We start from the raw sequence: 21,283 nt of genomic DNA, 5'->3' as shown, positions 1-21,283 counted from the left end.
CAAACATCATGTCGATGAGATCTGAATACTGCGGTCTGGTGACCGAAGAATTGCTGGGCCAATCCGTCTCGCTGTGCGGCTGGGTCAGCCGCCGCCGCGACCATGGCGGCGTCATCTTCATCGACCTGCGCGATCGCGAAGGGCTCGTTCAGGTCGTCTGCGATCCGGATCGCGCTGACATGTTCAAGATCGCCGAAGGCGTGCGCAACGAGTTCTGCGTGCAGATCAAGGGCGTCGTGCGCGGCCGTCCGGAAGGCACGACCAATGCCTCGCTGAAGAGCGGCAAGATCGAAGTGCTGTGCCACGAGCTGATCGTGCTGAACGCGTCGGTCACGCCGCCGTTCCAGCTCGACGACGACAACCTGTCGGAAACCACGCGCCTCACGCATCGCGTGCTCGACCTGCGCCGTCCGCAGATGCAGCACAACCTGCGTCTGCGCTACCGCGTCGCGATCGAAGTGCGCAAGTACCTCGACGAGCAGGGCTTCATCGACATCGAAACGCCGATGCTCACGAAGAGCACGCCGGAAGGCGCGCGCGACTACCTCGTGCCGTCGCGCACGAACCCGGGCCAGTTCTTCGCGCTGCCGCAGTCGCCGCAGCTGTTCAAGCAGCTGCTGATGGTCGCGAACTTCGACCGTTACTACCAGATCACCAAGTGCTTCCGCGACGAAGACCTGCGCGCCGACCGTCAGCCGGAATTCACGCAGATCGACTGCGAAACCTCGTTCCTGTCGGAACAGGAAATCCGCGATCTGTTCGAGGCGATGATCCGTCACGTGTTCAAGACGACGATCGGCGTCGAGCTCGACCAGAAATTCCCGGTCATGGAATACGCGGAAGCGATGCGCCGCTTCGGTTCGGACAAGCCGGACCTGCGCGTGAAGCTCGAATTCACGGAGCTCACCGACGCGATGCGCGACGTCGACTTCAAGGTGTTCAGCACCCCGGCCAACACGAAGGACGGCCGCGTCGCGGCGCTGCGCGTGCCGAAGGGCAGCGAGCTGTCGCGTGGCGACATCGACAGCTACACGGAGTTCGTGCGCATCTACGGCGCGAAGGGTCTCGCGTGGATCAAGGTCAATGAAGCGGCGAAGGGCCGTGACGGTCTGCAAAGCCCGATCGTCAAGAACCTGCACGACGAAGCGCTGAAGGCGATCATCGAGCGCACCGGCGCGCAAGACGGCGACATCATCTTCTTCGCGGCGGATCGCGCGAAGGTCGTCAACGACAGCCTCGGCGCGCTGCGTCTGAAGATCGGTCATTCGGAGTTCGGCAAGGCCAACGGTCTCGTCGAGTCCGGCTGGAAGCCGCTGTGGGTCGTCGACTTCCCGATGTTCGAATACGACGAGGGAGACAACCGCTACGTCGCCGCGCATCACCCGTTTACGAGCCCGAAGGACGAGCACCTCGAGTACCTCGAAACGGACCCGGCGCGCTGCCTCGCGAAGGCCTACGACATGGTGCTGAACGGCTGGGAAATCGGCGGCGGCTCGGTGCGTATCTACCGTGAGGAAGTGCAGAGCAAAGTGTTCCGCGCGCTGAAGATCAACGCGGAAGAAGCGCAGGCGAAGTTCGGCTTCCTGCTCGACGCGCTGCAATACGGCGCGCCGCCGCACGGCGGTATCGCGTTCGGTCTGGACCGCATCGTCACGATGATGGCCGGCGCCGACTCGATCCGCGACGTGATCGCGTTCCCGAAGACGCAACGCGCGCAGGATCTGCTCACGCAGGCGCCGAGCGAAGTCGACGAGCGTCAGCTGCGCGAGCTGCACATCCGCCTGCGTACGCCGGAACCGAAGGCATAAAACCGCGGCCGCTTCGCGCGACCGGCCAGCGGGCCGGCGGCCGCAAAAAAGCCACACAAGCGAAACGAAAAGGCGCTGAGGTGATCTCCACCTCAGCGCCTTTTTCATTTTTTGCGTTACAGTGAAGCCACCGCTTTCCAGACCCTTTCGACCGTCATCCGACATGTACCGCGCGTCTCGTCGCGCCCAGTTTTGAGCCATGCCGAAACCGCCGAAAATTCCGCAGTCCGTCCTCGTCATCATTCATACGTCCGCGCTCGACGTGCTGCTGCTCGAGCGCGCTGATCATGCGGAGTTCTGGCAGTCCGTGACGGGTTCGAAAGACCGGCTCGACGAACCGCTCGCCGACACGGCGGTGCGCGAAGTCGGCGAGGAAACCGGCATCATGATCGGCGGCGCGCTAGTGCCGCGTAGCGCGTTGTTCGACTGGCAGTACTCGATCGACTACGAGATCTACCCGGAATTTCGTTACCGCTATGAAGCAGGCGTGCTCTACAACACCGAGCACTGGTTCAGCCTGCAGGTGCCCGAGCGCATCGACGTGACGCTCGCGCCGCGCGAACACACCGCTTATATGTGGCTGCCGTATGAAGAAGCCGCATCGCGCTGCTTTTCGGCGTCGAATGCCGATGCGATCCTGCAGTTGCCGCGCCGGCTCGCCGCGCGCCCGGACGACCCGCAATCCGGTTCGCTGGCTGGGGAGCGTGGCCGGTGAGCGCAGGCGGCTCGGGCCGTTTCGCGCGTCTGCGGCACACGTTGCTCGGCCGTCGCTACTGGCAGCGCTACCGCTTTACCGGTAACAACGAGGTCGAGCTGCTGCGCTCCGGCGACGATTTCTTCGACGCGCTGATCGGGCGCATCGACGCCGCCGAGCACGACGTCGCGCTCGAAACCTACATCTTCTGCGACGACGAAGCCGGCCGCGCGGTCAGCGAGGCGTTGCTGCGCGCTGCCGCGCGCGGCGTCAGAGTGCGCGTGATCACCGACGGCGTCGGCACCGCGCGCCTGAAGATGTTCGAGCAATGGCCGGCTGGCGGCATCGAGCATCGCATCTATAACCCGCATCTGTTCGGCCGCTTCGGCTTTTCGCGCACGCATCGCAAGCTCGCCGTGATCGACGATCAGATCGCATATTGCGGTGGCATCAATATCGTCGACGATTATGAGAACAACGGCGAGAAGCTGCCGTATCGGCGCTGGGACTTCGCGGTCGAGCTGCGCGGGCCGGTGGTCGCCGACGTGCGCGACGCCATCGAGGTGCAGTGGCGGCGGATTCGCGTCGGCCATCGGCCGCTCGATTCGATGAAGCCCGACTTGTCGCCGCAGGGCGCCAACTCGCTCGGCAGTCTGCGCAGGCGCCGGCGGCGGCGCAACGAAGAACGGTGGGCCGGCGGCGAGCCGTGCGTCGCGTTCGTCGCGCGCGATAACCTGATCAACCGTCGCGCGATCGAAAAAGCCTATCTGGTCGCGATCGGCCAGGCGCGCCACGAAATCCTGCTGGCCAATCCGTACTTCATGCCTGGGCGCAAGCTGCGTCGCGCGCTGGTGTTCGCGGCGCAGCGCGGCGTGCTCGTGAAGCTGATCATCGGGCGCAAGGAGTTCAAGGCGCTCGATTACGCGGTGCCGTTCCTGTACCACGCGCTGCTGCGCGCGGGCGTGCAGATCGCCGAATATGAGAAGACGCTGCTGCACGGCAAGGTCGCGGTGGTCGATTCGAACTGGGGCACGGTCGGTTCGTCGAATCTCGACGCGCTCAGCCTGATGCTGAACAACGAAGCGAACGTCGTGCTCGTGAACGATCCATCGATCGCCAAACTCCGCGACGCCATTCTCGACGCGTTCACTGACGCACGCCCGATCGATGAAGCGCACTACGAATCGCGACCGGCACGCGTGCGCGCGCTGAGCTGGATCGCGTACACGAGCTACCGCGTCGCGATGAAGCTGCTGACGGTAGGCGGCTACGACTAATACCGGTCACAAGGCGAACGCCTCTAAAAATCTGATTGATCTGATGGTCGAAAGCCGCCAAATTAAAACGCGGTTAGAAACCGGTTTCTAATAAAGTGCTTGTTTCGCGGACGGCAAGCACTCAATAATAGTACGGCCGTTCGATTTTAAATTCGGTCACGTTAGAACAGTAAAACAGCTATGCGAAAAGGCGAACAAACCCGAGCCGCGATTCTCGATGCAGCACTCGATCTGGCAAGCCGGGACGGACTGGAAGGTCTGACCATTGGGTTGCTGGCCGAGCGCATGCAGATGAGCAAGAGCGGTGTGTTCGCGCATTTCGGGTCGCGCGAGGATCTCCAGCTCGAGGTCGTGCGCGAATATCACCGCCGTTTCGAAGACGAGGTGTTTTTCCCGAGCCTGCGTGAGCCGCGTGGTCTGCCACGCTTGCGCGCGATGATCTCCCGCTGGTACGAGAAGCGCATCCAAGAAGTCACGACCGGATGCATCTACATCAGCGGTGCCGTCGAATACGACGATCGCGCGGACAGCCAGGTGCGCGAGCAACTGGTGTCGAGCGTGACGATGTGGCGCGCGGCGCTCATGCGCGCGATTTCGCAGGCAATGGAAGAAGGGCACTTGCGTGCCGATACCGATCCGCAGCTGATGCTGTTCGAACTGTATAGCGTCACGCTCGGCCTGCATCACGACGCGCGCTTCCTGCATCTGCCGGACGCGGTGCGTCTCACGTGGGCCGCGCTGGAAAAACTGATTAATTCGTACCAGAGCGAAAGCCGTTAGCGGCGTCGCCGGAACCTACCGGAAGCGCGCGGCGCAGAAGGTCCGACCACGGACCCGGCCAACGGCCAGGCCTTTTGTCAAAACAGGGAGAGAGAGTCATGGGACAGTACGCCGCGCCGCTGCGCGACATGCAATTCGTGTTGCACGAACTGCTCAACGTCGAGGCCGAACTTCGGCACATGCCGAAGCACGCCGAACTCGACACCGACACGATCAACGCGGTGCTCGAGGAAGCCGGCAAGTTCTGCTCCGAAGTGCTGTTCCCGCTCAACCACAGCGGCGACCAGGAAGGCTGCACGTATGCCGGTGACGGCGTCGTGACCACGCCGAAGGGCTTCAGGCAAGCCTATAGACAATACGTCGAAGCCGGCTGGCCGGCGCTCGGCTGCGACCCGCAATACGGCGGCCAGGGACTGCCCGCGTTCGTCAACAACGCGCTCTACGAAATGCTCAACTCGGCGAATCAGGCGTGGACGATGTATCCGGGCCTGTCGCACGGCGCTTACGAATGCCTGCACGCGCACGGTACGCACGAGCTGCAGCAGCGCTATCTGCCGAAACTCGTCGCGGGCGTCTGGACCGGCACGATGTGCCTGACCGAGCCGCATTGCGGCACCGATCTCGGCATTCTGCGTACCAAGGCAGAGCCGAACGGCGACGACTCGTACTCGATCAGCGGCACGAAGATCTTCATCTCGAGCGGCGAGCACGATCTGGCGGAGAACATCATTCACCTCGTGCTCGCGCGTCTGCCGGATGCGCCGACGGGCACCAAGGGCATTTCGCTATTCATCGTGCCGAAGTTCGTCCCGAACGATGCGGGCGAGCCCGGCGAGCGCAATGGCGTGAAGTGCGGCTCGATCGAGCACAAGATGGGCATCCACGGCAACGCGACCTGCGTGATCAATCTCGATAACGCGAAGGGCTGGATGGTCGGCGAGCCGAACAAAGGCCTGAACGCGATGTTCGTGATGATGAACGCCGCGCGTCTCGGTGTCGGCATGCAGAGCCTCGGTCTCACCGAAGTCGCGTATCAGAACTCGCTCACGTACGCGAAAGAGCGACTGCAGATGCGTTCGCTGACCGGTCCGAAGGCGCCGGAGAAGGCCGCCGATCCGATCATCGTGCATCCGGACGTGCGCCGCATGCTGCTCACGCAGAAGGCCTACGCAGAAGCCGCCCGCGCGTTCTCGTACTGGTCGGCGCTGCAGATCGACAAGGAGCTGTCGCACGCCGACGAAGCCGAGCGCAAGCAAGCCGCCGACCTCGTCGCGCTACTCACGCCGATCCTGAAGGCGTTCCTGTCGGACAACGCGTTCGAAAGCACCAATCACGCGATGCAGATCTACGGCGGTCACGGCTTCATCGCGGAATGGGGCATGGAGCAGTACGTGCGCGACGCGCGCATCAACATGCTCTACGAAGGCACCAACGGCATCCAGTCGCTCGATCTGCTCGGCCGCAAGGTGCTCGGCGACATGGGTGCGAAGATGAAGAAGTTCGCCAAGCTCGTCGCCGAATTCGTCGAAGCCGAAGGCATCAAGCCGGAGATGCAGGAGTTCGTGAACCCGCTCGCGGACATCGGCGAAAAGGTGCAGAAACTGACGATGGAAATCGGCATGAAGGCGATGCAGAACCCCGACGAAGTCGGCGCCGCGGCCGTGCCGTATCTGCGCACGGTCGGCCACCTGGTGTTCTCGTACTTCTGGGCGCGCATGGCTCGTATCGCACTCGACAAACAGGCGTCGGGCGATCCGTTCTACAAGGCGAAGCTCGCGACCGCACGTTTCTACTTCGCGAAGCTGCTGCCCGAAACGGCGATGACTATCCGCCAGGCGCGCGCCGGTTCGAAGCCGATGATGGACGTCGAAGAAGCGTTGTTCTGACGCTCGCACATCGAGCGAGGCCACACACATCGCGCGAAGCATGGCTGACGCTTCGCGCCATCGCACTACTCCCCGGAGAAACGACGTGAGCAATCTGATCATTCGCAAGGTAGCCGTGCTCGGCGCCGGCGTGATGGGCGCGCAGATCGCCGCGCACCTGATCAACGCCAAGGTGCCCGTGCTGCTGTTCGACCTGCCCGCCAGGGAAGGCCCGAAAAACGGGATCGCGCTGAAGGCGATCGAGAATCTGAAAAAGCTGTCGCCGGCGCCATTCGGCGTGAAGGACGACGCGCAATACATCCAGCCCGCGAACTACGACGACGACATCGCGAAGCTCGCCGAATGCGACCTCGTGATCGAAGCGATCGCCGAACGCATGGACTGGAAGCACGACCTGTACAAGAAGGTCGCGCCGCACCTCGGCCCGAACGCGATTTTCGCGACCAACACGTCGGGGCTGTCGATCACCGCGCTGTCCGAAGGTTTCGCGGACGACCTGAAGGCGCGCTTTTGCGGCGTGCACTTCTTCAATCCGCCGCGCTACATGCATCTGGTCGAACTGATCCCGACCGCGACGACGCGTCCGGAAATTCTCGATCAGCTCGAAACCTTCCTGACCAGCGTGGTCGGCAAGGGCGTCGTGCGCGCGAAAGATACGCCGAACTTCATCGCGAACCGCGTCGGCGTGTTCTCGATCCTTGCGGTTATTGCCGAAGCCGCGAAGTTCGGCCTGCGTTTCGACGAAGTGGACGACCTGACCGGCGCGCGCCTCGGCCGCGCGAAGTCGGCGACGTTCCGCACCGCCGACGTGGTCGGTCTCGACACGATGGCGCACGTGATCAAGACGATGCAGGACACGCTGCCGGACGATCCGTTTCTGCCGGTCTACGAAACGCCGGCCGTGCTCGCCGAACTGGTGAAGAAGGGCGCGCTCGGCCAGAAGACCGGCGGCGGCTTCTACCGGAAGGAAGGCAAGGCCATCAAAGTGCTCGACCCGCAGACGGGCGAGTATGTCGACGGTGGCGCGAAGGCCGACGAAATCGTCGGCCGCATCCTGAAGCGTCCGGCCGCCGAGCGGCTGAAGCTGTTGCGCGAAACGCAGCATCCGCAGGCACAGTTCCTGTGGTCGATCTTCCGCGACGTTTATCACTACATCGCCGTGCATCTGGAATCGATCGCCGACAATGCGCGCGACGTCGATCTCGCGATCCGCTGGGGCTTCGGCTGGAGCGAAGGCCCGTTCGAAGGCTGGCAGACGGCCGGCTGGAATCAGGTCGCCGAGTGGGTCCAGGAAGACATCGCGGCGGGCAAGGCGCTCGCCAACGTGCCGCTGCCATCGTGGGTGCTCGAAGGCGCGGTTGACGAGAAGGGCGGCGTGCATACGGCTGAAGGCTCATGGTCGCCGGCCACTAAGACCTTCGTGCCGCGCTCGTCGCTCGACGTGTACCGCAAGCAGGTGTTCCGCGCGCCGCTCGTCGGCGAAACCGGCGCCGATCCGAAGACCTACGGCAAGACGCTGTTCGAGACCGATGCGGTGCGCGCATGGGTAGACGATCGCGCGGGCGAGAACGACGTGCTGATCGTGTCGTTCACGAGCAAGATGAACACGATCGGACCGGCGGTGATCGACGGTCTGACGCAGGCGATCGAATTGGCCGAGAAGGACTACAAGGGCCTCGTCGTATGGCAGCCCACATCGCTGAAGCTCGGTACGCCGGGTGGTCCGTTCTCGGCGGGCGCGAACCTCGAAGAAGCGATGCCCGCGTTCATGATGGGCGGCGCGAAGGGCATCGAGCCGTTCGTGAAGAAATTCCAGCAGGGCATGCTGCGCGTGAAGTACGCGAACGTGCCGGTGATCTCGGCGATCTCGGGCATCGCGCTCGGCGGCGGCTGCGAACTCGCGCTGCATAGCGCGAAGCGCGTCGCGCACATCGAGAGCTATCTGGGTCTCGTCGAAGTCGGCGTGGGTCTGGTGCCGGCGGGCGGCGGCCTGAAGGAAGCGGCACTGCGCGCGGCCGAAGCGGCGAGCCAGGTCGGCGCCACGAACGACCTGCTGAAGTTCCTGCAGAAGTCGTTCGAGAACGCGGCGATGGCGAAGGTGTCGGCCTCCGCGCTCGACGCCCGCGCGATGGGCTACCTGAAGCCGTCCGACACGATCGTCTTCAACGTGTTCGAACTGCTCGACATCGCGAAGAAGGAAGCGCGCGCGCTCGCCGCGGCGGGCTACCGTGCGCCGCTGCGCGCGACCCAGGTGCCGGTCGCGGGCCGCTCGGCGATCTCGACGATCAAGGCGTCCCTCGTCAACATGCGCGACGGCCGCTTCATCAGCGAGCACGATTTCCTGATCGCGAGCCGCATCGCGGAAGCGGTGTGCGGCGGCGACGTCGAAGTGGGCAGCCTCGTCGACGAAGAATGGCTGTTGCAACTCGAGCGTCGCGCGTTCGTCGAGCTGCTCGGCACGCAGAAGACGCAGGAACGGATCATGGGCATGCTGCAGACCGGCAAGCCGGTGCGCAACTAAGCGGCTTGCCGACAAAGGAGATTCCCAAATGGCAAAGCAATTGCAGGACGCATATATCGTCGCCGCGAGCCGTACGCCGATCGGCAAGGCGCCGCGCGGCGTGTTCAGAAACACGCGTCCGGATGAGCTGCTGGTTCACGCGATCAGGTCGGCCGTCGCTCAGGTGCCCGGCCTCGACACCGGCGTGATCGAAGACGCGATCGTCGGTTGCGCGATTCCGGAAGCGGAGCAGGGTCTGAATGTCGCGCGGATCGGCGCGCTGCTCGCCGGACTGCCGAACACGGTCGGCGGCGTCACGGTGAACCGCTTCTGCGCGTCGGGTCTGACCGCGCTCGCGATGGCCGCGGACCGCATCCGCGTCGGCGAGGCGGATGCGATGATCGCGGGCGGCTGCGAATCGATGAGCATGGTGCCGATGATGGGCAACAAGCCGTCGCTGTCGCCGCATATCTTCGATCGCGACGAAGACGTCGGCATCGCGTACGGCATGGGCCTGACCGCGGAGAAAGTCGCCGAGCGCTGGAAGATCAGCCGCGAAGCGCAGGACGCGTTCTCGGTCGAATCGCACCGCCGCGCGATCGCCGCGCAGCAAGCCGGCGAATTCAACGACGAAATCGCCGCGTACATGCTCACCGAGCGTTTCCCCGATCTCGCGACCGGCGAGATCAGCGTGAAGGCGCGCGAGGTGAAGCTCGACGAAGGTCCGCGCGCGGACACGTCGATGGAGGGCCTCGCGAAGCTGCGCGCGGTGTTCGCGAACAAAGGCTCGGTCACGGCCGGCAACAGCTCGCAGACGTCGGACGGCGCGGGCGCGTTGATCGTCGTGTCGGAAAAAATCCTCAAGCAGTTCAACCTGACGCCGCTCGCGCGCTTCGTCAGCTTCGCGGTGCGCGGCGTGCCGCCGGAAATCATGGGCATCGGCCCGAAGGAAGCGATTCCGGCCGCACTGAAAGCCGCGGGCCTGGAGCAGGACGACCTCGACTGGATCGAGCTGAACGAGGCGTTCGCCGCGCAGTCGCTCGCGGTGATCCAGGACCTCGGCCTCGATACATCGAAGATCAACCCGCTCGGCGGCGCGATCGCACTGGGCCATCCGCTCGGTGCGACCGGCGCGATTCGTGCGGCGACTGTGGTGCACGGCCTGCGCCGCCGCAACTACAAATACGGCATGGTGACGATGTGCGTCGGTACTGGCATGGGCGCGGCGGGCATCATCGAGCGTCTGTGAGCCGCTGATCGAACGGGGGATCCTTCTGTGATCCACCAAGGACCGCGCAACGGTTCGCAGGCCGCGCGGCTTGCGAACCGTTTTTTGCATTCAGCAGGAGCACAAGGAGATGAACGGGATGACGACGGATATTCTGGTCGAGCGCGCCGACGCGGTACTGACCATCAGCTTCAACCGGCCCGGCAGGAAAAACGCGATCACGGCCGCGATGTATCAGACGATGGCCGACGCGCTCGTAGAAGCGCAGGGCGACGCGTCGGTGCGCGCGATCCTGATTCGCGGCAGCGCGGGCATGTTCAGCGCGGGCAACGATCTCGAGGACTTCATGAAGTCTCCGCCGGTTGGCGAAACCCCGCCGGTGTTCCAGTTCCTGCGCGCGCTATGTTCGGCGGAAAAACCGGTGGTGGCGGCGGTCGCGGGGCCGGCGGTCGGCGTCGGCACGACGCTGCTGCTGCATTGCGATCTGGTCTACGCGGCCGACACCGCGAGCTTTTCGCTGCCGTTCACGCAGCTCGGGCTGTGCCCGGAGGCAGCGTCGAGCCTGCTGCTGCAGCGCGCGGCGGGCTATCAGGCGGCGGCGGAAAAGCTGCTGCTCGGCGAGGCGTTCGACGCGGCCGAAGCGCACCGCATGGGCTTCGTGAATCGCGTGCTGCCGGCGGGCGAAGTCGACGCGTTCGCGGCGTCGCAGGCCGCGAAGCTGGCGGCGCTGCCGGCGTCGTCGTTGCGCGTCACGAAGAGCCTGATGAAGCGCGCAAGCCAGCAGGAACTGCAGACGCAGATGACCGAGGAAGCGGTGCACTTCGGCAAGATGCTGCTTGCGCCCGCAGCGCGCGAGGCGTTCAAGGCGTTCTTCGACAAGCGCAAGCCGGATTTTCGGCAGTTCGACTAGCGGCGGGCGGCGCAGGCGGGATTCGGGTGCGTTGCCGGTGAATCGCCGCTGCGCAGCTTCAATCGCTTAAACCTGCGGCTGCCACGTGTCGTAATCGACGTAGCTGCCTTCGCGGCAGAAGCTCACGAGCCGCACGCCTGCCTCACGCGCGATCGCAATCGCGAGCGACGACGGCGCCGAGATCGTCGCGACCATCGGCACGTCGACGCGCGCGGCCTTGCGTACCAGCTCGTAGCTCGCGCGGCTCGATAGAAACACGAAACCGTCGCGCGTATCGGCGCGGTCGAGCACGAGCTGGCCGATCAGCTTGTCGAGCGCGTTGTGGCGGCCGACGTCCTCGAATGCATAGTGGATCGCGCCTTGCGCATCACACCACGCGGCCGCGTGCAGGCCGCCCGTCAAACGAGTGAGCGCCTGGTGCTCGGGCAGCGCGCGCGCGGCGCGTGCGATCGCATCGGGCGCGAGCCGCTGCAAGAAGCCAGTGTCGGGTACACGCTGCGGTTTCAGATCCAGCAGATCGATGCTTTCGATGCCGCACACGCCGCAGCCGGTGCGCCCGGCGAGCGCGCGGCGCCTTTCCTTCAAACCGGCGAACGCCTGCTGCACGACCTGCAACTGCACCTCGGCATGCGGCAACTCGCCGTGCTCGTGCAGTTCGACCTCGATGTCCTGAATGTCGCTGCCGCGCTCGACGATCCCCTCCGAAATCGCGAAGCCGACCGCGAACGCTTCGAGATCGCGCGGCGTGCACATCATCACCGCGTGCGAGATGCCGTTGAACACGAGCGCGACCGGCCACTCCTGGCCGACGTGATCGGTGGCGGTTTCAACCACCGCGCCGCGATGGCGGCGCACTTCGAGTTGCACCGCGCCGGGTTGTTCGTCGGTGTCGAGGGCGTGGGGCTGATCGTTCGCCCGCCCGGTCTGGCGCCCGTTTTGCTGTCCGTTCAAGCTGCTTCACTCCTGTACCATGCCGCGCGTTCAAGTGCCCGCCGGGCTCGCCGTATGCTCTGCGGCGGCCGTCGCGCGGGCCGCCGTCGCGCGAATAAGGTTCTAAAATACCTCAAGCGACGCCCGCACGCTGTCCGCCATCGACAAGGAGCACTGACATGGGACTCAACGAAGCACCGCTTCTGTTCGACTTCGAAGTCGCGTCTTCGGAGAATTTCACTTATATCCCGATGTCGGTGCGCTTCAATCTCGACCGTTTCGGGCTGCGCATCACGCTCGCGCAATGGCAGCAGCTGCCGCTCGAAGACCGCAAGCTGCTCGCGCGTTTCCCGGTCGAAGACGATACGCAGATCGAGCCGAATTTCGATCACGCGCTGTTCGAAATGCTGCGCACGCACGCGAACGTCGAACCCGAGTGGTTCACGCCGGAGGAGTCGCCGGCCTGGCGTCAAACCGACAGCGTGCCCGACGGTGTCGCGCATCAGGCGGGGCTGGCCGGCCTCGCCGCGCCGAGCGTCGTGCGCTGGGCCGAGCTCGATCCATTCAAGCGCTATGTGCTCGCGAAGCTGTCGCGCAAGCCCGAGGCGAACCACGATTTCGTGCCGGCGATGAAGGAATTTGGAGCGGCCGGCTAGGTGCGGCCGGCTAGGCGCGGCCGGCCAGGTGCGGCCGGCCAGGCGCCCCGGAACTACGTGCAGCCTTTCCCCAATCCTCAGTTTTTTTCACGCCGACCCTCAACCCGCTTCCGATCGCTGCCGATATCCAAAGGTTGGCGCGTAAAAGAATTGCATCGATGCGGCCCGACGCACCGACCGCGAGCGCGCGCTCCCGCCCTCGGAACGATTGAACGTTCGGAACCCATGATTCCTTATTTTTCGAAGCGGCTGCTGATCAATATCGCAGTCGTGGTCGTCGCGGTCGGTGCGAACGCGTTCGTCGCGTACACGCAGATTCGCGGGCAGCGCGACGCCGATGCGCGCCTGCAGCGCTCGACCAGCGTGCACCAGAACCTCGATGCGTATCACGCCGCGCTCGCTAATGCGCTAGCCGCGCTGCACCGCCTGAAGGCATCGGGCAAGCCGGTGCCGCCCGACGCGGCCGCTTCGATGACGGAAACACTCGCGAGCCGCGAGCGCGCACTGCGCGACGAACTCGCGAGCGAGCCGTACATGTCGGCGGCGCTCGCCAGCCTGAGCGCGGCGCGGCACGGGTTGCAGGACGATATCGAGCACGCGCTGCGCAGCGACGCGAGCGGTGTGCGCGGCGCCGCCGGCGCGGCGTCGGACGCGGCCCCTTTCGACGCGCCATTCGACGCATCCGTCGACCGCTCCGTCGACACCGCGCCGCCAGATTCGCATCTCGGCCTCGCGCTCGAGCGTGTCGAAGTCGCGCTCGCCACGTTGCGCAGCGAGGAAAACCGCTCGTTGCAGACCTCGCTCGCGGCATCGGCGAGCGACAGCGAGCGCGCGATGTTCGTGCTGCTCGTGACGATGCTCACCGGCAGCGCGCTACTGTTCCTGACCGTCGGCGCGCGCGAGAACAGCGCTCGCGAGAAGCTGCGCAGCGCCCGCGCGCTGGTGCGCAACGACGAGCGTTTTCGCAGCCTGTTCGACGATCACACGGTGCCGATGTACATCATCGATCGCGACACGCTGCGCTTTCTCGCCGTCAACAAGGCCGCGATCCAGCAATACGGCTACACGGAAAGCGAGTTTCTCGGCATGACGATCCGGGCGATCCGCCCGAACTCCGGAATCGGCCGCCTGGAGACGCATCTGCACCGCAGCGCCGACCTCCGTCAGAGCCACACGATGGCGGGCGTCTGGCGGCATCGGCGCAAGGACGGCTCGATCTTCAGCGTGAACGTGTCGTATCACGCGCTGAACTTCATGGGCCGCGACGCCTCCTTCGTGCTGGCGGACGACGTGACCGACCAGATCAACGCCGAAGCAGAAGCGCAGCGCTCGAATCAGATGCTCGAAGCGGTGATCGACAACATTCCGCAGCGCATCTTCTGGAAGGACCTGAACTCGCGCTATCTCGGTTGCAACATGGCGTTCGCGCGCGATGCGGGGCTCGCGTATCCCGAGCAGGTGGTCGGCAAGACCGACGCCGATCTGGCGTGGCGCGCGTTCGCCGATCTGTTGACCGGGCACGATCGCGAAGTCGTGAGCACCGGCGTGCCGAAGATGAACTTCGAGGTCGACTTCGTGATCGACGGCGTGCATCGCACGACGGTCACGAGCAAGCTGCCGTTCACCGACGGCGACGGCCAGGTGATCGGCGTGCTGGGCTCGTACACCGACATCACCGAGCGCAAGCGCGCCGATCTCGCGCTGCGTCTGCAAAGCCGTGCACTCGACGCGAGCGTCAACGCGATCCTGATCACCGCGCCGTCGCCGTCGGGCAATCTGATCGAATACGTAAATCCGGCGTTCATGCGCATCACCGGCTACGATCCCGCCGAGGTGATCGGCCACGACTGCCGCGTGCTGCAACGCGACGACCGTGACCAGGAAGGCGTCGCGTTGATCCGCGAGGCGCTCGCGGCGAATCGCGAGGTCAGCGCGGTGGTGCGCAACTATCGCAAGGACGGCGCGCTGTTCTGGAATCAGCTGTTCATCGCGCCGGTGCCGAACGCGGAAGGCGTGATCACGCATCATATCGGCGTGATCAACGACGTGACCGAGCTGATCCGCTATCAGGAACAGCTCGAATACCAGGCCAACTACGACGGCCTCACGCGGCTGCCGAATCGCAACCTGCTGCGCGACAGACTCGAACATGCGCTCGTCGTCGCGCAGCGGCACCATACGGGCGTCGCGGTCGTGTTCCTCGATCTCGACGGCTTCAAGAACGTCAACGACAGCCTCGGCCATAGCGTCGGCGACCGGCTGCTCGGCGTGGTCGCCGAACGGCTCGCGCGCTGCTCGCGCACCAGCGACACGGTTGCGCGCCACGGCGGCGACGAGTTCGTGATCGTGATGACCGACACCGTCGACGAGCAATCGCTGATCACGTGGATGGAGCGCGCGCGTGCGTCGATCGCCGAGCCGGTGTGGCTCGACGGCACCGAGCTGTACGTCGGCTGCAGCATGGGCGCGAGCCTGTTCCCACAGGACGGCGAGGATGCCGAAACGCTGATGAAGAAGGCCGACGTCGCGATGTACCGCGCGAAGGACATGGGACGCAACACTTTCCAGTTCTATCAGCCGGAGATGAACGCGAGCGCGGGCGCGCGCCTGAATCTCGAACGACGCCTGCGCCGCGCGCTGCGCGACAAGGAGTTCTTGTTGCACTATCAGCCGCAGGTCGATATCGGCAGCGGACAGATCGTCGGTATCGAGGCGCTGGTGCGCTGGCACGATCCCGAGGTCGGGCTCGTGCCACCGTCGTCGTTCATTCCGCTGGCCGAGGAAAGCGGGCTGATCGGGCCGCTGTCGGAGTGGGTGCTGCGCGAGGCATGCCGCCAGAACAAGGCGTGGCAGGATCAGGGCTTGCCGCCGGCACGCGTGTCGGTGAATCTGTCCGCGCGCGTGTTCCAGCAGCGCGATATCGCGAAGCTCGTCATGCAGGTGCTCGACGAGACAGGGCTCGAACCGAAGTATCTCGAACTCGAGCTGACCGAAAGCACGATCATGCGCAACGCGGAAGAAGCGGTGTCGATGCTCAACGAGCTGCACGCGCTCGGCATCGGTCTCGCGATCGACGACTTCGGCACCGGCTATTCGAGCCTCAGCTATCTGAAGCGCTTCCCGGTGGACCGGTTGAAGATCGACCGCTCGTTCGTATCGGATATCGGTGTGTCGGGCGACGACGAGACGATCACGTCGGCGATCATCGCGCTCGCGCATTCGCTGAAGCTGCAGGTGATCGCCGAGGGCGTGGAAACGTCCGCGCAACTCGAGTTCCTGAAGGAACGCGCGTGCGACGAAATGCAGGGCTTCTATTTCGCCAGGCCGCTATCGACGGAAGCGATTTCCGAGCTGCTGCACGGCGGGTTGGTGCGGGAGCTGGAGCCGGCGTGAGGCGAGCGTGACGTGCGGTGCCCGGTGTCGCCGCCGGGCGCCGCGTGGTGCCGCGTGGTGCCGCGTGTTGCATTAGCCGCCGGTCACTCCGCCGGTGTGTCCTTGAACACTGGCAGGCTTTCCGCGAACGCGGAAAACTTCTCGAGCCGCGGATGATCGTCCTTGCTGACCGTCTCCGGCAGCATCATGTGCGTGAACTGCCATGCGACGGCGACGGCCACGTCCGCCGCGCTGAACTGCTGCTGTGCATCGGGCAGTGGCCCTTCTCCCAACTCGTGTTCGAGTCCGGCATAGGCGGCGAGCAGTTGCGCGCGCACGCGCTCGACCCACGGTTCATGCTGCTTCTCCTGAGGCCGCAGATTGCGCTCATAGACGATCTGCACGCTCTTTTCGCACGCGGCGAGCGCGAGACCCGTCAGACGCGCGGCGCGCAACGCCGCGTCGGCTTGCGTCGGGAACAGCTGGGTGGGACCGGCGAGCGTCGCCAGATACTGCAGGATCACCGTCGAGTCCATCAGGATTGCGCCGTTTTCGGCGACGAGCGTCGGCGCCTTGACGACCGGGTTGATCTTCGCGAATTGGTCGTAGGTGCGGAATACCGAAATCGACTGGTGTTCGAAGTCGAGCGCGAGCAGCTTCATGCAGATGGCGACGCGCCGCACGTAGGGCGAGTCGAGCATTCCGATCAGTTTCATCTCGTTTCCATTAGAAGAGCGACTATGGGGCGCCCGGGCCTCGTGCGCTGATCGGCTGAAACGGCTAGCGGGTGGCGCGGCGCGTGACGCGTGGAACCGCTAGCTTAAGCATCCTCGCAGACTCAGTCCAGCACGGGCAGCGCGCGCGGACGGCGGTCGCTGTCGGTGGCGACGTAGGTGAGGATCGCTTCCGTGACCTTGACGACTTCCTGCGAGAGCCTCATTCGCTGCGCGTAGACCTCGACCGACACCGTCACCGACGTATTGCCGGTCTTCACGATGTCCGCGTAAAAGCTGAGCAGATCGCCGACGAACACCGGCTGCTTGAACAGGAAAGAATTGACCGCGATCGTCGCGACCCGCCCATTCGCGCGACGGCTTGCCGGAATCGAGCCGGCGATGTCGACCTGTGCCATGATCCAGCCGCCGAACACGTCGCCATGAATGTTCGCGTCCGATGGCTGCGGCATCACGCGCAGCGCGCACGGCTTGGACGGAAGTTGAAGAAGATCGGTCATCGGGACATCCTTGGGAAACGTATTCGACCGTGGGCCATGAAAAGCGGCACCAGCCGGCTTCTGCGACAATACGAAGATCAGGAATTGTACGGGAAAGCGCCCAGCGAAGCGCGCGAGCCGCGCGCCGCTGCGAACTCTGGCAGTTCCACACTCTCCTCACGATTTATGCGCCGCACGCCTTCGTCCGAACCCTCGCCGATTTCCACCCAACCCCGCAACGACTGGCAGACGATCCTGTCGCTGCTGCCGTATCTCGCGACCTACAAATGGCGGGTCGGCTTCGCGCTCAGCTGCCTGATCGGCGCAAAGGTCGCGAACCTCGGCGTGCCGATCGTGATGAAGCGTATCGTCGACAGTCTCGCGTCGGTCCGGCATCTGACCGCGCTCGGCCGCGCGCAGGACGCGCCCGGCATCGTACTGCTCGGCGGCGTCGGGTTGCTGGTGGTCGCGTATGCGGTGGTGCGGCTATCGACGTCGCTCTTCACCGAGTTGCGCGAAATGCTGTTTTCGAAAGTGACCGAAAGCGCGGTGCGCCAACTCGCGCTGAAGGTGTTCCGCCATCTGCACGGGCTGTCGCTGCGCTTTCATCTGGAGCGGCAGACGGGCGGCATGTCGCGCGATATCGAACGCGGCACGCGCGGCATCACGCAGCTGATTTCCTATTCGCTGTACAGCATCCTGCCGACGCTCGTCGAAGTCGGTCTCGTGCTCGGCTTTTTCGTCGTCAAATACGAGGCCTATTACGCGATCGTCACGTTCGTCGCGCTCGCGGTGTACATCGCGTTCACGGTGAAGGTCACCGAGTGGCGCACGCACTTTCGCCGCACGATGAACGAGCTCGATTCGAAGGCGAATTCGCGCGCGATCGACTCGCTGCTCAACTACGAGACCGTCAAGTACTTCGGCAACGAGGAGTGGGAAGCGAGCCGCTACGACGAAAACCTGAAGCGCTATCGCGCGGCGGCGATCAAGTCGCAGCGCTCGCTGTCGGCGCTGAACTTCGGGCAACAGGCGATCATCGGCACGGGGCTCGTGTTCATCCTTTGGCGCGCGACGCAGGGCGTGATGGCCGGGCGTCTGACGCTCGGCGACCTGGTGCTGATCAACACCTTCATGCTGCAGCTGTATATTCCGTTGAATTTTCTCGGCGTGGTTTATCGCGAGCTGAAGCAGAGCCTGACCGACATGGACCGCATGTTCTCGCTGCTCGGCGCGCCGCAGGAAGTGCCCGACGCGCCCGACGCGGTGGCCTTGCAGGTCAGCGGCGCGCAGCTGCGCTTCGACGATGTGAGTTTCGCGTACGAGCCTGCGCGGCAGATTCTGCACGGCGTGAGCTTCACGATCGCGGCCGGCACGACGACGGCGGTGGTCGGCCATAGCGGCTCGGGCAAGTCGACGCTCGCGCGGCTGCTGTTCCGCTTCTACGATCTCGACCGCGCGACGGGCGGCGCGATCCGGATCGACGGGCAGGATATTCGCGACGTCACGCAGGATTCGCTGCGCGCGTCGATCGGCATCGTGCCGCAGGACACGGTGCTGTTCAACGATTCGATCTACTACAACATCGCGTACGGGCGGCCGTCGGCGACGCGCGACGAAGTGATCGCGGCGGCGCGCGCCGCGCATATCCACGAGTTCATCGAGAGTCTGCCGAAGGGCTACGACACGCCGGTTGGGGAACGCGGACTCAAGCTCTCCGGCGGCGAGAAACAGCGCGTCGCGATCGCGCGGACAATACTCAAGAATCCGCCGATCCTGCTGTTCGACGAAGCGACGTCCGCGCTCGATTCGCGCTCCGAGCGCGCGATCCAGCATGAGCTCGACCTGATTGCGCGCGAGCGCACGACGCTGATCATCGCGCACCGGCTGTCGACGGTCGTGCATGCGCAGCAGATCATCGTGATGGACAAAGGGCGCATCGTCGAGCGCGGCACGCACGCCGAGCTGTTGCGCGCGAACGGTCTGTTCGCGCAGATGTGGGCGTTGCAGCAGCGCGCCGCGCAGACACCGGAGGTGGTGGAAGGGGCGGAAGCCGTCGGCGCGAGCGAGAGCCCGGCGAAGTGAAGCTCAGCGCGAGCGCAACAGCCGATCGAGCACTTCCAGCTGCGCCTGCGTGCCGACGTTCTCCCACACGCCTTCATACAGCTCGCCGCTCGCGAGCCCACGCGCGATGGTCCCGCGGTAATACGGGCTCAGCGCGCGCCGCGTGCCGCGCGGCAGATGCCGGAACATGCGCGTGTCGTACAGCCCGAAACTGCCGAACGTGACGCGCGGCTGCGCCTCGAGCGACAGCATGCCGTCGACGAGACCAAAGTCGCCGTTCGGGTGAAACGCCGGATTCGGCACCATCACCAGATGCATGCCGGGTTCGGGCAGCGCCTTCAGCTGGCCGGCGCGTGCGTGCAGCGCGGCGTAGTCGTACTCGCTGTACACGTCGCCGGCCACCGCGACGAACACGTGGTCCGCGCCGTCGTCTGCTAGTAGCGGCAGCGCCTGCGCGATGCCGCCCGCGGTCTCCAGCGCCTCGTGCTCGGGCGAGTAGCGCAACTCGACGTGCCAGCGCGAACCGTCGCCGAGCGCGGCTTCGAGCTGCGCGCCGAGCCACGCATGATTAATCACGATGCTGCGGATGCCGGCGCGCGCGAGCCGTTCGATCTGCCACACGATCAGCGGCTTGCCGCCCACTTCGAGCAAGGGCTTCGGGCACGCGTCCGTCAACGGACGCATGCGCTCGCCGCGGCCCGCGGCGAAAATCATCGCTTTCTTTACGGACATCGTCATCGGTCAGAAGGTGTAGCCGATTTCCTGCGCGCGGCCTGCGAGGTCGTCGAGCAGTTTCGCGAACCCGCGCAGCGGCGCGTAACGCTCCGCCACCTTGCGTGCATAGCCGATGAAGCGCGGCAGGTCGTTCATGTAGTGCGCCTTGCCGTCACGGTAGTTGATGCGGCAGAACAGGCCGAGCACCTTGATGTGCCGCTGCAGTCCCATCCATTCGAGCTGGCGGTAGAACTCGCCGAAATCGGCATCGACCGGCAGGCCGGCTTTTTTCGCGCGCTCCCAGTAGTACGCGAAGCAGTCGAGCTCGAACGCCTCGTCCCAGCTGAGGAACGCGTCGCGCAGCAGCGATACGACGTCGTACGTAATCGGTCCGTACACCGCGTCCTGGAAGTCGAGCACGCCGGGGTTCGCCGGGTTGGGCGCCGAGGCGATCATCAGATTGCGCGGCATGAAATCGCGCAGCATGAAGCTTTGCGGCTGCGCGCGCGCGCTCGCGATCAGCAGCGCGAACGTGCGATCGAGCTGCGCGCGCGTGGCGGCGTCGACCTCGCGGCCGAGGTGCCGGCCGATGAACCACTCGGGCATCAGCTCCATCTCGCGGTGCAGGAACGCTTCGTCGAACGGCGGCAGCACGTCTTCGCGCGACGTGAGCTGCCAGCGGATCAGCGCGTCGAGCGCGTCGCGCATCAGCGTGCGAGCCGCGCGCGTGTCGCACGCGGCCTGCGCGTCGGTTAGCGCGCCGAGGTACGACGCGGTGCCGAGATCGGTGACGAGCATGAAGCCCGCGTCGAAGTCGACCTCGAGCACGCGCGGCACGTGTACGCCGGCGGCCTCGAGCAATTGCGCGATCTGCGCGAATTCGCGGCATTTTTCGGGCGGCGGCGCGTCGACGGCGATCAGCGTGGCCGCGCCATTGCCTTGCGCCGCCTTACCGGCGAGCCGGAAATAACGGCGGAAACTGGCGTCGGACGAGGCCGGAACGAGGGTGTCGGGCTCGAGCGCATGGCGCGCCGCGTGGCCTTGCAACCAGGCCTTGAGCAGGGAGAGACGGGTGTCGGTGAAGTCTTGGGTGGAAGGCAGCGTCATGAAAAGCGGCGGCAAATTCTTGGGGACAACGTCTTGCCATATAATACCCCACGACTTTTTTGACGCGACTCACACGCCAGCTTTCGCGTGCTCCGTTTCACCGCCCGCCTTATCACTCGGCAAATTGGGAATCCAGACATGCAG

General features: G+C 65.0%; 16 protein-coding genes. 11 read left to right on the top strand and 5 right to left on the bottom strand.

Features of this window, described 5'->3' with window-relative positions:
- Nucleotides 1–8: 8 nt before the first annotated feature.
- The 8 genes from aspS to F6X42_RS09340 all read left to right on the top strand — a co-directional run bounded on the left by aspS (nucleotide 9) and on the right by F6X42_RS09340 (nucleotide 11,083).
- On the top strand, nucleotides 9–1,808 hold the full coding sequence (gene aspS / locus F6X42_RS09375; RefSeq protein WP_187633940.1) for an aspartate--tRNA ligase: 1,800 nt from the start codon (nucleotides 9–11) through the stop codon (nucleotides 1,806–1,808).
- A gap of 199 nt (nucleotides 1,809–2,007) precedes the next feature.
- Nucleotides 2,008–2,523: a dihydroneopterin triphosphate diphosphatase gene (gene nudB / locus F6X42_RS09370; protein WP_187633939.1), complete on the top strand. Its 516-nt coding sequence runs from the start codon at nucleotides 2,008–2,010 to the stop codon at nucleotides 2,521–2,523.
- Nucleotides 2,520–3,779 carry a cardiolipin synthase ClsB gene (gene clsB / locus F6X42_RS09365; RefSeq protein WP_187633938.1) on the top strand — a complete coding sequence of 420 codons (1,260 nt, stop codon included), beginning with the start codon at nucleotides 2,520–2,522 and terminating at the stop codon, nucleotides 3,777–3,779. Before nudB ends, clsB begins: the two co-directional genes overlap by 4 nt.
- Nucleotides 3,780–3,959: 180 nt before the next feature.
- Nucleotides 3,960–4,559 (top strand): TetR/AcrR family transcriptional regulator, encoded by a 600-nt coding sequence (locus F6X42_RS09360; RefSeq protein ID WP_187633937.1) that lies wholly within the window; start codon nucleotides 3,960–3,962, stop codon nucleotides 4,557–4,559.
- A gap of 98 nt (nucleotides 4,560–4,657) precedes the next feature.
- Nucleotides 4,658–6,445 carry an acyl-CoA dehydrogenase C-terminal domain-containing protein gene (locus F6X42_RS09355; protein WP_187633936.1) on the top strand — a complete coding sequence of 596 codons (1,788 nt, stop codon included), beginning with the start codon at nucleotides 4,658–4,660 and terminating at the stop codon, nucleotides 6,443–6,445.
- Between the two features lie 85 nt (nucleotides 6,446–6,530).
- Nucleotides 6,531–8,966, top strand: coding sequence for a 3-hydroxyacyl-CoA dehydrogenase/enoyl-CoA hydratase family protein (locus F6X42_RS09350; RefSeq protein ID WP_187633935.1), 2,436 nt, complete (start codon nucleotides 6,531–6,533; stop codon nucleotides 8,964–8,966).
- 28 nt (nucleotides 8,967–8,994) lie between these two features.
- Complete coding sequence (locus tag F6X42_RS09345; protein ID WP_187633934.1) at nucleotides 8,995–10,194, top strand: acetyl-CoA C-acyltransferase; 1,200 nt, start codon at nucleotides 8,995–8,997, stop codon at nucleotides 10,192–10,194.
- A gap of 118 nt (nucleotides 10,195–10,312) precedes the next feature.
- Nucleotides 10,313–11,083 (top strand): enoyl-CoA hydratase, encoded by a 771-nt coding sequence (locus F6X42_RS09340; RefSeq protein ID WP_187633933.1) that lies wholly within the window; start codon nucleotides 10,313–10,315, stop codon nucleotides 11,081–11,083.
- Between the two features lie 66 nt (nucleotides 11,084–11,149).
- Here the strand turns inward: F6X42_RS09340 and fdhD are convergent, their stop codons facing one another.
- Nucleotides 11,150–12,034: a formate dehydrogenase accessory sulfurtransferase FdhD gene (gene fdhD, locus F6X42_RS09335; protein ID WP_187633932.1), complete on the bottom strand. Its 885-nt coding sequence runs from the start codon at nucleotides 12,032–12,034 to the stop codon at nucleotides 11,150–11,152.
- 158 nt (nucleotides 12,035–12,192) lie between these two features.
- Between fdhD and F6X42_RS09330 the strand changes: the two genes are divergently transcribed.
- Entirely contained in the window at nucleotides 12,193–12,669 is a 477-nt protein-coding gene (locus F6X42_RS09330) for a nitrate reductase associated protein (RefSeq protein ID WP_187633931.1), read from the top strand.
- Nucleotides 12,670–12,894: 225 nt separating this feature from the next.
- Nucleotides 12,895–16,062: a sensor domain-containing protein gene (locus F6X42_RS09325; protein ID WP_187633930.1), complete on the top strand. Its 3,168-nt coding sequence runs from the start codon at nucleotides 12,895–12,897 to the stop codon at nucleotides 16,060–16,062.
- An 83-nt stretch (nucleotides 16,063–16,145) separates the two neighbouring features.
- Here F6X42_RS09325 and F6X42_RS09320 read toward each other — a convergent pair whose 3' ends face one another.
- Both F6X42_RS09320 and F6X42_RS09315 read right to left on the bottom strand, forming a co-directional pair.
- Entirely contained in the window at nucleotides 16,146–16,757 is a 612-nt protein-coding gene (locus tag F6X42_RS09320) for a glutathione S-transferase family protein (protein WP_187633929.1), read from the bottom strand.
- 122 nt (nucleotides 16,758–16,879) lie between these two features.
- On the bottom strand, nucleotides 16,880–17,275 hold the full coding sequence (locus F6X42_RS09315; RefSeq protein ID WP_176109558.1) for an acyl-CoA thioesterase: 396 nt from the start codon (nucleotides 17,273–17,275) through the stop codon (nucleotides 16,880–16,882).
- 165 nt (nucleotides 17,276–17,440) lie between these two features.
- Here F6X42_RS09315 and F6X42_RS09310 point away from each other — a divergent pair, with 165 nt between their 5' ends.
- The gene (locus F6X42_RS09310) at nucleotides 17,441–19,339 is read left to right on the top strand and encodes an ABCB family ABC transporter ATP-binding protein/permease (RefSeq protein ID WP_187633928.1); all 1,899 of its coding nucleotides are present in this window, start codon (nucleotides 17,441–17,443) and stop codon (nucleotides 19,337–19,339) included.
- Nucleotides 19,340–19,342: 3 nt separating this feature from the next.
- On the opposite strand, the gene murU is transcribed toward F6X42_RS09310, so the two are convergent.
- A complete protein-coding gene (murU, locus tag F6X42_RS09305) occupies nucleotides 19,343–20,056 on the bottom strand; it encodes an N-acetylmuramate alpha-1-phosphate uridylyltransferase MurU (protein WP_187633927.1) in 714 nt (237 codons plus the stop codon).
- 3 nt (nucleotides 20,057–20,059) lie between these two features.
- The gene (locus tag F6X42_RS09300) at nucleotides 20,060–21,139 is read right to left on the bottom strand and encodes an aminoglycoside phosphotransferase family protein (protein WP_187633926.1); all 1,080 of its coding nucleotides are present in this window, start codon (nucleotides 21,137–21,139) and stop codon (nucleotides 20,060–20,062) included.
- Nucleotides 21,140–21,283 lie beyond the last annotated feature (144 nt).

It is taken from the genome of Paraburkholderia podalyriae, from assembly GCF_014397785.1.
GTDB classification, from domain to species: domain Bacteria; phylum Pseudomonadota; class Gammaproteobacteria; order Burkholderiales; family Burkholderiaceae; genus Paraburkholderia; species Paraburkholderia podalyriae.
The sequence above is the reverse complement of the archived record's forward strand: the minus strand, read 5'-3'. Positions and strand labels throughout refer to the sequence as shown.

What these genes read in the sequence shown, in the direction of transcription:
- aspS (WP_187633940.1), top strand. Translation starts at nt 9, where the DNA reads ATGTCGATGAGATCTGAATACTGCGGTCTGGTGACCGAAGAATTGCTG.
- nudB (WP_187633939.1), top strand. Translation starts at nt 2,008, where the DNA reads ATGCCGAAACCGCCGAAAATTCCGCAGTCCGTCCTCGTCATCATTCAT.
- F6X42_RS09360 (WP_187633937.1), top strand. Translation starts at nt 3,960, where the DNA reads ATGCGAAAAGGCGAACAAACCCGAGCCGCGATTCTCGATGCAGCACTC.
- F6X42_RS09355 (WP_187633936.1), top strand. Translation starts at nt 4,658, where the DNA reads ATGGGACAGTACGCCGCGCCGCTGCGCGACATGCAATTCGTGTTGCAC.
- F6X42_RS09345 (WP_187633934.1), top strand. Translation starts at nt 8,995, where the DNA reads ATGGCAAAGCAATTGCAGGACGCATATATCGTCGCCGCGAGCCGTACG.
- F6X42_RS09340 (WP_187633933.1), top strand. Translation starts at nt 10,313, where the DNA reads ATGACGACGGATATTCTGGTCGAGCGCGCCGACGCGGTACTGACCATC.
- F6X42_RS09330 (WP_187633931.1), top strand. Translation starts at nt 12,193, where the DNA reads ATGGGACTCAACGAAGCACCGCTTCTGTTCGACTTCGAAGTCGCGTCT.
- F6X42_RS09325 (WP_187633930.1), top strand. Translation starts at nt 12,895, where the DNA reads ATGATTCCTTATTTTTCGAAGCGGCTGCTGATCAATATCGCAGTCGTG.
- F6X42_RS09320 (WP_187633929.1), bottom strand. Translation starts at nt 16,757, where the DNA reads ATGAAACTGATCGGAATGCTCGACTCGCCCTACGTGCGGCGCGTCGCC.
- F6X42_RS09315 (WP_176109558.1), bottom strand. Translation starts at nt 17,275, where the DNA reads ATGACCGATCTTCTTCAACTTCCGTCCAAGCCGTGCGCGCTGCGCGTG.
- F6X42_RS09310 (WP_187633928.1), top strand. Translation starts at nt 17,441, where the DNA reads ATGCGCCGCACGCCTTCGTCCGAACCCTCGCCGATTTCCACCCAACCC.
- murU (WP_187633927.1), bottom strand. Translation starts at nt 20,056, where the DNA reads ATGACGATGTCCGTAAAGAAAGCGATGATTTTCGCCGCGGGCCGCGGC.
- F6X42_RS09300 (WP_187633926.1), bottom strand. Translation starts at nt 21,139, where the DNA reads ATGACGCTGCCTTCCACCCAAGACTTCACCGACACCCGTCTCTCCCTG.